The sequence below is a fragment of the Candidatus Binataceae bacterium genome, from assembly GCA_035650475.1.
Classification (GTDB): Bacteria; Desulfobacterota; Binatia; order Binatales; family Binataceae; genus JAKAVN01.
Map to the genome: position 1 here is coordinate 1 of DASRHP010000008.1, position 14491 is coordinate 14491.

Sequence of the window (14491 nt, forward strand, 5' to 3'; positions counted from 1 at the left end):
GCTCCGGGCGTGATCGGCGCCCAGGCCATCAACCTGCTGGGCCCCACGCTTATCACCTTCGGCACCGAAGAGCAGAAGCGCCGCTACCTGCCGCCGATGCTGCGCGCCGAGGAAATCTGGTGCCAGGGATATTCGGAGCCCGGCGCCGGCTCGGATCTGGCCTCGTTGCGCACCCGCGCGGAGCTCAAGGGCGACCATTTCGTGGTCAACGGGCAGAAGGTGTGGACCTCGCGCAGCCGCTACGCCGACCGCATGTTCGCGCTGGTGCGCACCGACCCCGCCGCGCCCAAGCATCGCGGGCTCAGCTACCTGTTGGTCGACATGCACAGCCCCGGTATCACCGTGCGCCCGCTGCGCCAGCTCACCGGTGAGGAGGAGTTCAATCAGCTCTTCTTCGACGAGGTGCGGGTGCCGCGCGCCAATCTGCTTGGGCCGCAGGGCGGCGGATGGAACGTCGCGCTGACCACGTTGATGAATGAGCGCGCGACGCTCGCGCTCTCGCTCGTGATGCGCTTCAGAAACACGTTCGACGACCTCAAGGCGATGGCTGCGCGCGCGATAGCCGAGCACGCGACGCCGCTCAGCCCGCGCGTGATCCGCCAGACGCTGGCGCAGTTCCACGTCGACCTCGAAGCGTTCAAGTATCTCGCCTACCGCAACTTCTCGCACCTGCTGCGCGGCGGCACGCCCGGCCCCGAAGGCTCGATTGCCAAGTTGATGTGGAGCGAGCTCAACCAGCGGATGAACGAATTCGCGCTGGCGATCCAAGGTCCGCGCGCGGCGCTCGACGAGGGTTCGGCGCATGTAGTCGACGGCGGGCGATGGCAGTACGGGACTCTGCGCGCGCGCGGCAACACGATCGAGGAGGGCACCTCTGAGATCCAGCGCAACATCATCGCGGAACGCCTGCTCGGGATGCCGCGCGGGTGATTAGGCGCGGAATTATTCAGTAGGGCGGGATGCCGCGCCCACGACAGTCATCACGAATAACGAATAAATGTCGTTCAGGCTGTGGCGCTGGAAATCCGCTGCCAGGCGAGGAACCACGCAGAGAGCAGGGCGGTGCCGAGCCCGACGGCCACCGGATAGGTCGGCCCCGGCGAATCCATCACCAGCGGAAGCAGCGCAACCGCCAGCGCCGGCGGCACGTGCAGGTCGAAGATCCGGAGCACCGCGATTCCCCACGCCATACTGCACGCCGCGGCGAGCGGGGTGACGCCCAGCAGCCTCCACGATACGAATCCGCCCAGCGCAGTGAGGAAGCAGGCGACCGGCAGCACAAGCGGCCGCCGCGCCCACGGGCAGATCGCGGTGTGGCCGAGCATCTCGAATCCGATCACCACCAGCGGCGGGAACAGCACGAAGCGCAATCCGGTCAGCTCAACCACGAAGACGGCCAGCGCGACGAACGCCATCAGGGCGGCCACCCATCCGTAGCCGTGCGGCGCCTGCTCGATTAGATCGTCGACGAGGTCTTCGTCGGTTGCGGGTGCGTCCCCGCCACGCGTCCGGCAGAAGCCCTTCCATGCGATCGAGATCAGCGCGAGCATCGCGGTGCCCAGCAGAATTCCCGGTGGATACCACCGGCTCCTGACGCCGAGCACCAGCGGCAGCAGCCCCGCCGAGATCGACGGCGCGATCGGCGAGCGCAGGCCGAGCACGACCGCGATCGATCCCCCCACCGTCAGCAGCACCGACGCGTAACCGTAAGGCAGGGCGCACGTGAATACGATGCCGACAATCGCCGTCAGCACCGGTGTGATCGCGAGCAGTACGGGCGCGCCGGCCCATGCGCCGCGCGGACGCGTCATCACGTCGTGCGACAGCGCGCCCAGCTCGGGGAACAGAACATAGACGGCCCCCGTTGCACAGGCGATAGCGGCAATGACCGCGATGTAAAGGAGGGCGACCAGCTCGCCGCCCGCGCGCATCAGACCATGAAGCGGCGACGAAACGGTCGGCGGCTGCGGCGCCACCGGCGGGACCGTGCTTGTCGCTGCCGCCGACGCTTCGGGCGTCGGGGTCGGGCCGGACGTTGGGGCGGCGGATGGTTCTGCCATCGAGGGTGTGACGCGCAGTCGATTTGCGATACCAATAGCATACGGAAGGCGATCGGATGACCATGAGGCGGACCTTTGATGGAAAACGACCAGAGACTGATGCGGCGACCGCGATGACTGAGCGGCCGGATTTCGACGAAACCCTGGCCCGCCGAGGCGTTGGTCCGCTCACGCGCTCGACCGCGACCACCTTGCAGGTCAACCTCGGCAAGCTCTGCAACCAGGCCTGCCATCATTGCCACGTCGACGCCGGTCCGGCGCGCACTGAGCGGATGAAGCGCGCAACCGCGGAGCGCGTGCTCGAGCTGCTCGTGCAGAACGAGACCCTTTGCACGCTGGATATCACTGGCGGCGCCCCGGAACTCAACGAGAACTTCACGATGCTGGTCGAGGGCGGGCGGCGCGCCGGGCGCGAAGTGATGGTACGCTGCAATCTGACCGTGATGTTCGAGCCGGAGATGGAGCGGCTCGGCGAGTTCTATCGCGACAATCGCGTCAGGCTGGTCTGTTCGCTGCCTTGCTACACCGCGGCCAACGTCGAGCGCCAGCGCGGACGCGGCGTGTTCGAGAAAAGTATCGCCGCGCTGCGCCGCCTCAACGCGCTGGGTTACGGAGGCGGCGAGCTTGAGCTGGACCTGGTTTACAATCCGCTCGGTCCGGCGCTGCCGCCGCCGCAAGGCGCGTTGGAGGCCGACTACCGCGCCGAGCTGGGACGCAATTTCGGCGTTCGTTTCGATCGGCTGTTGACGATCACGAACATGCCGATCGCGCGCTTCGCCCGTCAGTTAAATCAGTGGGGCCGCTACGCCGAGTACATGGGGCTGCTGGTCAATCACTTCAATCCGGCGACGGTCGAAGGGCTGATGTGCCGCACGCTGGTGAGCGTCGGATGGGACGGGCGGCTTTACGATTGCGACTTCAACCAGATGCTCGGAATGCCGCTGGGCGCGGCGGACGAGCGACGGGCGCAGACGATTTGGGACGTCGAGGAGCTCGACCGCTTGCATGGTGCGCCGATCGCGACCGGCCCGCATTGCTTCGGATGTACTGCCGGAGCGGGATCGAGCTGCGGCGGCGCGCTGGCGGATGCGTAGCAAGGAGAGCGTCGCACAACTGCCACCGCCTCTGCCTGTATTCAACTGTGACAAAAACTTTTATTCCTCTGCTCTCCATGAAAGGGCCAGGGGTTGGATCGCCCGGATGCTCGAGGGGCAAAGTTTCAGGTTGGAGAGGTTACTTCAATGGCCGAATTCACGATCGAGGGAGATTGCGACGCACGCTTTGCGCGCGTGCGCGAGGCGTTTGCTGAGAACTTCAGCCGCCGCGACGAGGTCGGTGCGTCGTTCGCGCTCGTGGTTGACGGACGGCCGGTCGCCGACCTGTGGGGCGGATGGGCCGACAAGGCACGCACACGCCCATGGACGCGCGACACGATCGTCAACACCTTTTCGACCACCAAGGGGCTGACCGCAATCTGCGCCCATCGGTTGGCCGCGGCCGGCCGCTTCGACCTTGACATGCCGGTCGCGAAGTATTGGCCCGAGTTCGCCGCCGCGGGCAAAGAGCGTATCCCGGTGCGGATGCTGCTCAACCATCGCGCCGGCCTCGCCGCGATTCGCCGGCCGCTTGCGGTGGGCGATCTCTACGACTGGCCGACCATCACCGCGGCGCTCGCCGCTGAAGAGCCGTGGTGGGAGCCCGGTACGCGCCACGGCTATCACGCGTTGACCTTCGGCTATCTGGTCGGCGAAGTGATCCGGCGCATCACCGGCAGGAGCGTAGGCTCATACTTCCGCGAGGAAATCGCGGGGCCGCTCGGAATTGACGCGCATATCGGGCTGGCCGCCCGCGACGACGAGCGCACGGCGCAGATGATCGGGGCGCCCCCGCCGGCGCCCGGCGAGTTCAACCTGCTTGCCGAAGCGGCCAGGAGTCCCGAGTCGGTCACTGCCAAAGCGTTCATGAATCCGCTGGTGCTCACGATGGCGGTGGTCAATTCGCGCGGATGGCGCGGCGCCGAGATTCCCGCCGCCAATGGCCATACCAACGCGCGGGCACTGGCGCGGCTTTACGGCGCGTTGGCGCGCGGCGGCGAGCTCGATGGCGTGCGCGTGATGCCGGCGGCGCAAATCGCCGCCTGCCATACGCAGGAGTCCCATGGGCGCGACGAAGTGCTGCTCATCTCGACGCGCTTTTCGGCGGGCTTCATGATGTCGCAGGCGGGCGAGGAGATGGGACCCAATCCGCGCGCCTTCGGTCATCCGGGTGCCGGCGGCTCGCTGGGCTTCGCAGACCCTGACGCCCGGGTCGGCTTCGGCTACGCGATGAACAAGATGGGGGGTGGTATCCTGCTCGACCCGCGCGCTAAAGCGTTGATCGCCGCGGTCTACGAGTCGCTCTGAGAGGGCGCGCGTTGGAAAAGGCAGCCCAATCCGCTATTGATAACCGAATTGGGGGGCTTTTCGAGGACGGATGCTGCGTACCTGGTTCCCGATTCTCGTCACGATCGCCGTCGCCGCGCTAATCGTCGGCGGGATGGTCACCGTCAACCGCCTGATCGGGCCGCGGCGACCGAGCAAGATCAAGGGCGAGGCCTTCGAGTGCGGCAATCCGCCGAGCGGCAGCGCGTGGGGCCGCTTCTCGGTGCACTTTTACCTGACCGCGCTGCTGTTCGTCGTCTTTGACGTCGAGGTCATATTCCTCTATCCGTGGGCGGTCGAACTGCGCCATCTGGGGATGTTCGGCTTCGTCGAGGCGCTCATCTTCATCGCGATTCTCGCCGTGGGCCTCGCCTACGCATGGCGCCGCGGCGCGCTGGATTGGAATTGAACGGGGCCTTGCGACGCGCCGCGCAGCGAGCCTGAGAAATGTTGCTGGACAAGCTAAAGCAGCGCTTCGGCGCCACTATCCTCGCGGCAGAGAGCGCCCACGGCCAGGAGACGATCGTCGTTACGCGCGAGCGGGCGCTAGAGCTGATGCGCGCGCTACGCGACGAGCCGGACTTCGGCTTCAACTTTCTCGCCGATTTGACCGCGGTCGACTGGGTGGAGCGCACACCCCGCTTCGAGGTCGTATATCATCTGCGCGCGCTGGGACGCGGCGGCGCCCTGCGCGTCAAGGTCGGCGCGGGCGAGCCCGACCTGTGGGTGTATAGCGTCACCGGATTGTGGAAGTCGGCCGACTGGCTCGAGCGCGAGTGTTACGACATGTTCGGCATCCGCTTCGAGGGCCATCCCGACCTCCGCCGCATCCTGCTCTACGATTCCTTCGAGGGTCATCCGCTGCGCAAAGACTATCCCGTCAACCGGCGCCAGCCGATGGTGCCCGAAACCGACCCGATCCTGAATCCGCTGCGGCCCTCGCGCTGAGGGCGGCGGCGGTTCACCTCGTCCCCGGACAGAGAAACCCATGGCATTGCCCGCGCGCTGGAGCAAAAACCCCGAGGTCGGCGACTCGACCGAAGAAGTGATGGAAATCCAGATGGGGCCGTCGCATCCGGCCTCCCACGGCACCATCAAGTTCAACCTCAAGCTCGACGGCGAGCGCATCGTGGACTGCGACGTCGAGGTCGGCTATCTCCATCGCGGCTTCGAAAAGATGTGCGAGCAGGGCACCTGGACGCAGTGCTTCCCCTACACCGACCGGCTCAACTACGCCTCGCCCTGCATCAACAACGTCGGCTTTGCGCTGGCGGTCGAGCGCCTGCTCGGCGTGAGCGCGCCCGAGCGATGCCAGTACGCGCGCGTGATCATGAGCGAGGTCCACCGTATTGCCGACCATCTGACGTGCCTGGGGATGGCGGCGGGCGAGGTCGGCGCGCAGAGCGTGATGTTCTACATGATCGAGGCGCGCGAGTTCCTCTACGACCTGGTCGAGGCGGTGACCGGCGCGCGGCTGACGGTTACCTGGTGTCGCGTGGGCGGAATCTCGCGCGACCTGCCGGCCGACTTCGACGCGCGCGTCGCGCTCGCGCTCAAGCATCTCGACGGTGTGCTCTCCGATTGCGACAAGCTCTTAAGCCGCAACCGCGTGTTCATCGACCGCATGGCGGATATCGGCGTGATGTCCGCCGACGAGGCGATCTCCTTCGGGCTCACAGGGCCCCTGCTGCGCGCTTCGGGCGTCGCCTACGACGTGCGCAAGACGGAGCCATATCTGGTGTACGATCGCTTCGAATTCGACGTGCCGACCGGCTCCAAAGGCGACAATTACGACCGCTTCAACGTCCGCTTCCAGGAGATGTTCCAGTCGCGGCGGATCATCGAGCAGGCGATGCGCGCGCTGCCGGCGGGGCCGGTTGCGCTGGACGATCCGCGTATCGTGCTGCCGCCCAAGGAGCGCGTTTACGACTCGATCGAAGGCCTGATGAACCACTTCAAGCTTATCATGGAGGGTATCAAGGTGCCCGCCGGCGAGGTTTACCAGGCGGTCGAGGGTTCCAATGGCGAGTTGGGCTTTTACGTCGTCAGCGACGGCAGCGGGCGGCCGTATCGGGTGCGCGTGCGTCCGCCGTGCTTTCTAGGGATGGGCGCGCTTGCGCGGATGCTGATAGGCCACATGGTGCCCGATATCGTCGCCACCTTTGGCATGATCAATATGATCGGCGGCGAGTGCGACCGCTGAACCGCCTCTCGTCGGTGGGCGAGGGCGGCTGCTAGGCTTAGCCTCGGACGCCGATGAACATCGTCCATCCTGCCCAGCATCCCGCTGAACGGTCCGCCGCCGCGCCGGCGCATGCGGATTCGCGCTTCGCGACCGCGTCAGGCGTTGCGCCGCGCCGGGTGCTGGTAGTTCTGCTCGGCGCGATCGGCGACGTCGTGCGCGCGCTGCCGCTGCTTGGGCGGGTACGCCGGGCCTGGCCCGAGGCACATATCGCGTGGGCGGTCGAACCCAAGTCGCGCGCCCTGCTGGAGGGCCATCCGTGGCTCGACGAGCTGATTATCTACGACCGCCGCCGCCCGTGGTCGTTCGTGCCGTTCCTCGCCCGCGTGCGCGCGCGCCGCTTTGATCTCGTGCTCGACCTCCAACGCCATCTTAAGAGCGGCGTGATCGCGATGGCTTCGGGAGCGCCCAGGCGCCTTGGCTTCGACCGCTCCAATACGAAAGAGCTGAACCACCTGTTTTCGACGATGCGGATCGCGCCGCAGCCGCCGATGCGGCTTAAGCTGACGCAGTACCAGGCCTTCGGTGACGCGCTCGGAGTCGCGTCGACGCCGATCGAATTCGGCCTGGCCGCATCGCCTGTCGAGCGCGCGCGCGCCGCCGCTTTGTTAGAGAATGCGCCGCGGCCGCTGCTGGGCGTGATTCTCGGCTCGTCGTGGCCGAGCCGGATGTACTTTGCCGACTCGATCGCGGCCGTCATCCGCGAGCTGAGCACGCCTCGCGACGGCTTTGCGGCGCTGTTCCCGGTGCTGCTCGGCAGCGGGCGCGCCGAGGCCGAATTGGCCGAAGCCGTTATCGCCAACCTCGCCGGCCAACGGGTGCTGAACCTGTGCGGGCGCACCGAGCTGCGCGAGCTGCTGGCTATCTTCCCGGAGTGCTCGGCGGCATTCGGTCCGGATTCGGGACCGATGCATATCGCGGCGGCGGTCGGATGCCCGGTCGTTTCGCTGTGGGGTGCCACTGCGGCCGAGCGCTCGGCGCCGTGGGGATTCGCCGAGCTTGCGCTGACCGGTGAAATCCCCTGTCATCCATGCTACCTGCGCGAGTGTCCGATCGGGCGCGAATGCATGCGCCGGATCGCGCCCACCGACGTGGCCGCTGCGATAAGGCGCGCGATGGCGGCAAGTACTTGCGCAAACACATCGGCGGACGAGGCGATGTCCCGCGATGCGGCACGGGTGGGTGCGGGATCATCGCAGCCGGGCCATCAAAGACGAGGGCCTGCGTGACCAAGATCCGAGAGATGGTTGAGCGCGACGGCTGGTCGTTCCGGTTCGCTGAGGCAGCCTGCCCGCTGCCGCCCGGGCTGCGCGCGGAACTCGTCGAGCGCGCGCTCGGCCTCGCCGCGGGCGCTGGCGGCGAGCCGCTGCGCCGCTCGCGTCACGCCTCGACCTACTATTTGTGCCTGAATGCGGCGCCGGCCGCCGTGGCCTCCGGCGGCGCCGGGATGCGAGCCAACGTGGCGGCGGCTCCGATAGAGATGTTCGTCAAACTGCTTGACGCCCCCCGCGGCGGGCCTGGCGCGCTGCGCGCGCTGGCGATCGGCTCGCGCGGGAGGCGTCTGCTGCGTATCGCTGGAGCGCTCGAAGCCGCCGGCTTCGCGATCGCGCCGGTCTTGATGATGGGCGAGGAGCGGCGCCGCGGACGCACGCTGATGGTGACCGAGCGCGTGGCGGGCTTGCCACTGCCGCGCTACCTGCTGGGCGCCGGCGGCCCGATCGCGCGCAAGCGGGACGCGCTGCGCGCGTTGGGCGAGGAGATTGCCCGGATGCATCGCGCGGGCTTTCTCCACGGCGACTTGACGCCGTACAACATCTTTGTCGCCGGCGAGACGCCGGTGCGCTTCGTGTTCATCGACCATGAGCGTACGGTACGCGCGCGACTGGCGTGGCGGCGGCGCCGGCTGCGCAACCTGGTGCAGCTGTGCCGCTTCGAGCGCGCCGGGATGAGCCGCACGGACCGTTTGCGCATCGTTGATGCATATGCGCGGGCAATGGGTTATCGGCCCCGCCGATTGATACGACGGCTGGCCGCGATGCTGCGGGCGCGGTGGCGGCGCGACGCCTGGTCTGACGTAGCGCGAAGACCCAGAGAGGACGGAAAAGGATGGAGGAGCCGGCAAAGATTTCGGTCGTGATCCCCGTTTACAATGAGGCCGCGACGATCGGCGAGGTGATTCGCCGCGTGCTCGAATGCGGCTTCGACGTCGAGGTGATCGTGGTTGACGATGCCTCGACCGACGACACTCGCAAGTACCTCCAATCGCTCGAGCATCCGCGGGTCCACTGCTTCTATCACGCGGTCAACCGTGGCAAAGGCGCCGCGCTGCGGCTGGGCTTCGCCGCCGCGCGTAATCCTTACGTCGTCGTTCAGGACGCCGATCTGGAGTACGACCCCGCCGACTACCGCGAGCTGCTGGTACCGCTGCTCGACGGGCGCGCCGACATGGTTTACGGCTCGCGCTTTCTCGGCGGGCCGCATCGCGTGCTCTTTTTCTGGCACTACATCGGGAACCGCATTCTTACCCTCGCCTCGAACATGATGAGCAACCTCAACCTGACCGACATGGAGACCGGGATGAAGGCGTTTCGGCGCGACAAGCTGGCGGCGCTCAAGCTCAGCGCCGATCGCTTCACGTTCGAGCCCGAGATCACGGCCAAGGCAGCACGCGCGCGATGGCGGATCTACGAAGTGCCGATCTCATACTCCGGGCGAACCTACGAGGAGGGCAAGAAGATCGGCTGGCGCGACGCGATCGCCGCGATCGCGGCAATTCTGTACTACCGCCTGGCGGACTAGCGGTGGCGCCGCCAGCGGCCGCACGCGAACCGACGGGTGCGCCGGCGCTCAGCGTCGCCGGGATCGATCCAGAGCGCAACTTCGCTGGCGGCGAAACCCAGGTCCTCGGGCTGACGCAGGAATTGCTCGCGATGGGCCATCGCGCGGAGCTGCTATGTGATCCGGCGGGAGAGCTGTGGCGGCGGGCGCGCGCCGCGGGCGTCGTATGCCATCCGCTGGCGATCCGCAACGCGCTCGATCTGCGCGCGGCGGCGGCGTTGCGGCGGCGCCTGCGCGCCGGCCGCTACGACATTGCGCATTTCCATACCGCGCGGGCGCATGCGATGGCGCCGTGGGTGCGCGGATGCGCGCGAGCGGCGGTGGTGACGCGGCGGATGGACTATGTGCCCAACCGGCGATTCGCGCGATGGCTCTACGGCGGCGGCGTTGTGGACGGCGTCACGGCGATTTCCACTGCCGTGGCCGATGCGATGGCGCGCGCGGGCGTCCCGCGCGAGCGTATCAAGCTGATCCCGAGCGGCGTCGACTGCACCCATTTCCGACCGCCATCGGCCGAAGAACGTCGCCAGGCGCGGGCGGCTCTGGGCTTGGTTAACAGCGAAGTGGCCATCGGGGCGGTCGGCGCGCTGGAGCCGCGCAAAGGCCATCGCTATCTGTTCGAAGCGCTCGCGCTGCTTCGCAGGCGCGAGGCCGAGACGCAGCTGCGCGCCTTCATCGCGGGCGACGGTGCGATGCGCGACGAACTGGCGGACGAGGTCCGCCGATTGGGGTTGGAAGGCGTGGTCAGGATGCTGGGCCGGGTTGACGACGTGCTTGCGATACTTTGGGGGCTCGACGTCTTCGCGATGCCTTCGCTCAGCGAAGGGCTTGGGGTCGCGCTCCTCGAAGCCATGGCGTGCGGCGTCGGGGTGGTTGCCTCGCACGTCGGCGGGATTGTGGACGCCGTTGAGGATGGTCGGACCGGGCTGATGGTCGCGCCGCGGGACGCACGCGCGCTGGCCGACGCGGTGGGAGAAATGGCCGCGGACGCCGCGCAGCGCGAGGCGATGGGCGCCGCTGCCCGCGCCCGCGCTGTCGAGCGTTTCTCGATGGCGGCGATGGCACGGCGCACGGTTGAGCTTTACCGGGCTTGCCTTCAGACTGGAGCATCGACGCAGCGGGCGGAGGGGTGAGCGGACGATGCGGAGCATGACCGGCTTTGGACGGGCTGAAATCGAACGCGGCAAGATTCGCGTTGCCGCCGAGGTGCGCTCGCTCAACCAGCGCTTCTTCGAACTCAAGCTGAATTTGCCCCGCGGATGGGGCGAGTACGAGGCCGAGATCCGCAAGCTGATTCAAGGGGTAATCGCACGCGGACGCGTAGAGCTGTTCGTCAGATGCACCGCGCTGGGTCCGCCGCGCGCGACGCTGCGGGTGAACGAAAAACTGGCTGCGCTTTACGTCAAGGAGCTGACGCGGTTGGGCCGTCGGCTCGGGCTCAACGGCAAGCTCGGTATCGAGGCGCTGTTGCATCGGCCCGAGATTTTCCAGGTCGCCGAGGAGGAGAGCGACTCGCGGCCAGGCGTGGAGCTGGCCTTGAACGCGATTTCGCGTGCGCTCAAAGCGCTCGACGCGGAGCGCAGGCGGGAGGGCAAGGCGCTCCAAGTCGACTTTCTTCGCCGCATCGCTGCGATCTCGAGCGCTGTGCCGAAGATCGAAAGCTTGGCGGCGGCGTCGCGAAGCGAAATTGTGGCGAACTTTCAGAACCGGCTGCGTGATCTGATTGCCGACCTTGCGATCAACGAAAAGCGCCTGTTTGAGGAGGCGGCCGAGGCGGCCCAGCGCGCCGATATTACCGAGGAAGTGACCCGCCTGCGCGTCCATCTCAGGGGGCTGCGCGAGTTGGTCGGGCGGCCAGGGCCAGCAGGCAAGCAGATCGAGTTCCTGCTCCAGGAAGTTAACCGCGAAATCAACACCACCGGGGCGAAGTCGCAGAACGCCGAGCTTTCGCGGCTGACGGTCGAGCTCAAGGGTGAGGTCGAAAAGATGCGCGAGCAGGTGCAGAATGTGGAATAGAGCCGAGAAATCCCAGTTTGCAAACAGCCCGGCCCTTTTATACGTTGGATTATGACGCCGTCGGGGGCGCCCCGCCGCGGGATAATTTTTATCCTCTCCGCCCCGTCCGGGGCCGGCAAGACCACCATCTCGCGCGCCGCGCTCAACGCGATCGGCGGCCTTGAAGCGTCGGTGTCGCTGACCACGCGGGCACCGCGCAGCGGGGAGGTCGATGGGCTCGATTATCGCTTCGTGAACGAGGAGGAATTCAACCGAAGGCGCGAAGCCGGCGAATTCGCGGAGTGGGCCCAGGTTTTCGACGCCTGTTACGGCACGCCCCGCGCGGCGCTGGAGCGCGCGGTGGCCGCCGGTCGCGATATCCTGCTCGATATCGACATCCAGGGCGCCCGCCAGATCAAGCGCAGCTACCCGCGCGACGCCGTCAGCATCTTCGTCCTGCCGCCGAGCTTCGCCGAGCTCGAAGGGCGGCTGCGCCGGCGCGGCACCGAAAACGAGGAGGCAATCGCCCGTCGCCTGCGCCGCGCCCGCGAGGAGGCGCGGGCTTACTCTGAATACGACTACCTGATCATCAACGCGGCCATCGAGCAATCGCTGGCCCAGTTGAAAGCCGTGGTGGAGGCGGAGCGGCTACGGGTCGCACGGCTGCGCGAGGAGTTCGCGCCGTGGAAGAGCTAGCGCCTGCGATTAGTGCGCCCGCCGGGCTCGAAGAACTGATCCGCCAGGTCCAGTCGTACAACCCGCAGGCCGACCTCAGCCTCATCCGCCGCGCCTACGAGTACTCGGCGCGGATGCATGCCGAGCAGAAGCGTGAGTCGGGCGAGCCCTACGTCACCCATCCGCTCAACGTCGCGCTTATCATCGCCCAGCTCCGGCTCGACCTGCCCTCGATTATCACTGGGCTGCTGCACGACGTAGTCGAAGACACCATCGCCTCGCTCGAGGAGGTGCGCGAGCTGTTTGGGCCCGAGGTCGCGACCCTGGTTGACGGCGTGACCAAGGTCTCGCGCATCACGTTTTCCTCGCGCGCGGAGAAGCAGGCGGAGAACTTCCGCAAGATGGTGATCGCGATGGCGCACGACATCCGCGTCGTGCTCATCAAGCTCGCCGACCGCCTGCACAACATGCGCACGCTCTCCCATCTGGCGCGCGACCGCCAGGAGGAGATCGCGCGCGAGACCCTGGAGATCTACGCCCCGATTGCTCATCGCCTGGGCATCTACTGGCTCAAGTCGGAGCTCGAGGACGCCGCCTTCCGCTATCTCAACCCCAGCGCTTACGCCGCGCTCAAGGCGCAGGTGGCGCGCACGATGGCCGAGAGCGAGGAGTACATCCGCGCGGTCATCCAGATCATCTCCCAACGTCTGGAGGAGGCCGGGGTCAAGGCCGAAGTCACCGGCCGCCCCAAGAACATCTACTCGATCCATCGCAAGATGCAGGAGGAGGGGCTCAACTTCGACCAGGTCTACGACGTGGTCGCCTTCCGCATCATCGTCGGCACCTTGCGCGAATGCTACGAGGCGCTGGGCGTCGTGCATGCCAACTGGAAGCCGATCCCCGGCCGCTTCAAGGACTATATCGCACTGCCCAAGATCAACATGTACCAGTCGCTGCACACTACGGTGATCGGGCCCAAAGGGCAGCGGATGGAGGTGCAGATCCGCACCGCCGAGATGCACAAGGTGGCCGAAGAGGGGATCGCGGCGCATTGGAGCTACAAGGAGGGCGGCAGCAGCGAGCTGCGCGAGACCGAGCGCTTCGCCTGGCTGCGCCGGCTCATCGAGTGGCAGCAGAACCTCAAAGACCCGCAGGAATTCCTTTCCACCGTCAAGGATGACCTCTTTCCCGAAGAGGTCTTTGTGTTTACGCCCAAGGGCGACGTGCTCGACTTTCCGCAGGGCGCGACCGTCATCGATTTCGCCTACCGCATCCACTCCCAGGTCGGCCATCACCTCGCCGCCGCGCGGGTCAACGGCAAGCTGGTGCCGCTGCGCTACCGGTTGAAGTCAGGCGACACGGTCGAGGTCGTCACCGCCGAGCGGCAGAAGCCAGGCAAGGACTGGATGAACTGGGCGGTGACCGCGCGCGCCAAAAGCCGCATTCGCCAGTGGCTGCGCTCACAGCAGGCCGAGCGCTCGATGAAGTGGGGCGCGACGCTGATCGACCGCGAGCTGGCGCCGCTCGGGCTCAGCGTCGCGCAACTGCGTGCAGCCCATCGCTTCGAGCCGGCGCTGCGCGAGTTCTCCTACAAGGATGTCGAGAGCCTGCTGGCTGCCGTCGGCTACGGGATCATCACCGTAAGCCAGCTTCTGGCCAAGCTTCTCAGCGCCGAGGAGTTGAAGCTCTATCGCGCCGAGAAGCAGGGGCCGCCCCCAACGGCGCCCGAGGCGGGGCGCCCTGGCCGTGAGCAGCGGCGCGCTGCCAGCGGTGACGCGGTGATGGTTTCGGGCGTGGGAGACGTGCTGGTGCGTTTCGCGCGATGCTGCAATCCGCTGCCGGGCGAGGAGATAACCGGCTTTATCACGCGCGGGCGCGGTGTCACGGTCCATCTCAAGGGATGCCCGCACGCGATGGCGAGCGACCCGCAGCGCCGGGTGCCGGTGATATGGAAGGAGGGCGAGGAGAGCCCACGCCCGATCCGGCTCGAAGTCCTGTGCATCGACCAACCGGGCCTGCTCGCCGCGATGTCGAAGACGATCGCCTCGGCCGGCGTCAATATCTCGACCGCCGAGGTCAAGACCAATGGCAGCGACGGGCGCGCGCTCTCGGTGTTCGAGGTCAGCGTGGGCAGCGCGCGCCAACTCAACAACCTCATCCACCAGATTGCCGCGATCGACGGCGTGATGCGGGTGTCACGGCTGGGGATGGGCGGCAACGGCCATCGCGTCTAGCCATCGACCGTCGCCGGTCCGCATCTT

The 14491-nt window shown here is 67.0% G+C and carries 14 protein-coding genes; 13 read left to right on the plus strand and 1 reads right to left on the minus strand.

The window, feature by feature from the left end; genetic code table 11:
• On the plus strand, positions 1-930 hold a 930-nt coding region (locus VFB33_04975; protein HZO81025.1), incomplete at its 5' end, for an acyl-CoA dehydrogenase family protein.
• A 74-nt stretch (positions 931-1004) separates the two neighbouring features.
• Here the strand turns inward: VFB33_04975 and VFB33_04980 are convergent.
• The gene (locus VFB33_04980) at positions 1005-2060 is read right to left on the minus strand and encodes an HPP family protein (GenBank protein ID HZO81026.1); all 1056 of its coding nucleotides are present in this window, start codon (positions 2058-2060) and stop codon (positions 1005-1007) included.
• A 113-nt stretch (positions 2061-2173) separates the two neighbouring features.
• Between VFB33_04980 and arsS the strand changes: the two genes are divergently transcribed.
• The 12 genes from arsS to VFB33_05040 all read left to right on the plus strand — a co-directional run bounded on the left by arsS (position 2174) and on the right by VFB33_05040 (position 14464).
• On the plus strand, positions 2174-3154 hold the full coding sequence (gene arsS, locus VFB33_04985) for an arsenosugar biosynthesis radical SAM (seleno)protein ArsS (protein HZO81027.1): 981 nt from the start codon (positions 2174-2176) through the stop codon (positions 3152-3154).
• Between the two features lie 147 nt (positions 3155-3301).
• A complete protein-coding gene (locus VFB33_04990; protein ID HZO81028.1) occupies positions 3302-4462 on the plus strand; it encodes a serine hydrolase domain-containing protein in 1161 nt (386 codons plus the stop codon).
• A gap of 70 nt (positions 4463-4532) precedes the next feature.
• A complete protein-coding gene (locus VFB33_04995; protein HZO81029.1) occupies positions 4533-4889 on the plus strand; it encodes an NADH-quinone oxidoreductase subunit A in 357 nt (118 codons plus the stop codon).
• Between the two features lie 38 nt (positions 4890-4927).
• Positions 4928-5428: an NADH-quinone oxidoreductase subunit C gene (locus VFB33_05000; protein HZO81030.1), complete on the plus strand. Its 501-nt coding sequence runs from the start codon at positions 4928-4930 to the stop codon at positions 5426-5428.
• 40 nt (positions 5429-5468) lie between these two features.
• The gene (nuoD, locus tag VFB33_05005; protein HZO81031.1) at positions 5469-6683 is read left to right on the plus strand and encodes an NADH dehydrogenase (quinone) subunit D; all 1215 of its coding nucleotides are present in this window, start codon (positions 5469-5471) and stop codon (positions 6681-6683) included.
• 53 nt (positions 6684-6736) lie between these two features.
• Positions 6737-7951, plus strand: a complete 1215-nt coding sequence (locus VFB33_05010) for a glycosyltransferase family 9 protein (protein HZO81032.1) — start codon at positions 6737-6739, stop codon at positions 7949-7951.
• Positions 7948-8859: a lipopolysaccharide kinase InaA family protein gene (locus tag VFB33_05015; GenBank protein HZO81033.1), complete on the plus strand. Its 912-nt coding sequence runs from the start codon at positions 7948-7950 to the stop codon at positions 8857-8859. Before VFB33_05010 ends, VFB33_05015 begins: the two co-directional genes overlap by 4 nt.
• Positions 8829-9521 (plus strand): glycosyltransferase family 2 protein, encoded by a 693-nt coding sequence (locus VFB33_05020; GenBank protein ID HZO81034.1) that lies wholly within the window; start codon positions 8829-8831, stop codon positions 9519-9521. Before VFB33_05015 ends, VFB33_05020 begins: the two co-directional genes overlap by 31 nt.
• A 2-nt stretch (positions 9522-9523) precedes the next feature.
• A complete protein-coding gene (locus VFB33_05025; protein HZO81035.1) occupies positions 9524-10693 on the plus strand; it encodes a glycosyltransferase family 4 protein in 1170 nt (389 codons plus the stop codon).
• Between the two features lie 7 nt (positions 10694-10700).
• The gene (locus VFB33_05030) at positions 10701-11576 is read left to right on the plus strand and encodes a YicC/YloC family endoribonuclease (protein ID HZO81036.1); all 876 of its coding nucleotides are present in this window, start codon (positions 10701-10703) and stop codon (positions 11574-11576) included.
• A 51-nt stretch (positions 11577-11627) separates the two neighbouring features.
• Positions 11628-12251, plus strand: a complete 624-nt coding sequence (gene gmk / locus VFB33_05035) for a guanylate kinase (protein HZO81037.1) — start codon at positions 11628-11630, stop codon at positions 12249-12251.
• Complete coding sequence (locus VFB33_05040) at positions 12239-14464, plus strand: bifunctional (p)ppGpp synthetase/guanosine-3',5'-bis(diphosphate) 3'-pyrophosphohydrolase (GenBank protein ID HZO81038.1); 2226 nt, start codon at positions 12239-12241, stop codon at positions 14462-14464. Before gmk ends, VFB33_05040 begins: the two co-directional genes overlap by 13 nt.
• Positions 14465-14491: the final 27 nt, after the last annotated feature.

Coding starts and splice junctions, on each gene's coding strand:
- VFB33_05000 (HZO81030.1), top strand. CDS start 4,928: ATGTTGCTGGACAAGCTAAAGCAGCGCTTCGGCGCCACTATCCTCGCG.
- VFB33_05010 (HZO81032.1), top strand. CDS start 6,737: ATGAACATCGTCCATCCTGCCCAGCATCCCGCTGAACGGTCCGCCGCC.
- VFB33_04980 (HZO81026.1), bottom strand. CDS start 2,060: ATGGCAGAACCATCCGCCGCCCCAACGTCCGGCCCGACCCCGACGCCC.
- nuoD (HZO81031.1), top strand. CDS start 5,469: ATGGCATTGCCCGCGCGCTGGAGCAAAAACCCCGAGGTCGGCGACTCG.
- VFB33_05030 (HZO81036.1), top strand. CDS start 10,701: ATGCGGAGCATGACCGGCTTTGGACGGGCTGAAATCGAACGCGGCAAG.
- arsS (HZO81027.1), top strand. CDS start 2,174: ATGACTGAGCGGCCGGATTTCGACGAAACCCTGGCCCGCCGAGGCGTT.
- VFB33_04995 (HZO81029.1), top strand. CDS start 4,533: ATGCTGCGTACCTGGTTCCCGATTCTCGTCACGATCGCCGTCGCCGCG.
- VFB33_05020 (HZO81034.1), top strand. CDS start 8,829: ATGGAGGAGCCGGCAAAGATTTCGGTCGTGATCCCCGTTTACAATGAG.
- VFB33_04990 (HZO81028.1), top strand. CDS start 3,302: ATGGCCGAATTCACGATCGAGGGAGATTGCGACGCACGCTTTGCGCGC.
- gmk (HZO81037.1), top strand. CDS start 11,628: ATGACGCCGTCGGGGGCGCCCCGCCGCGGGATAATTTTTATCCTCTCC.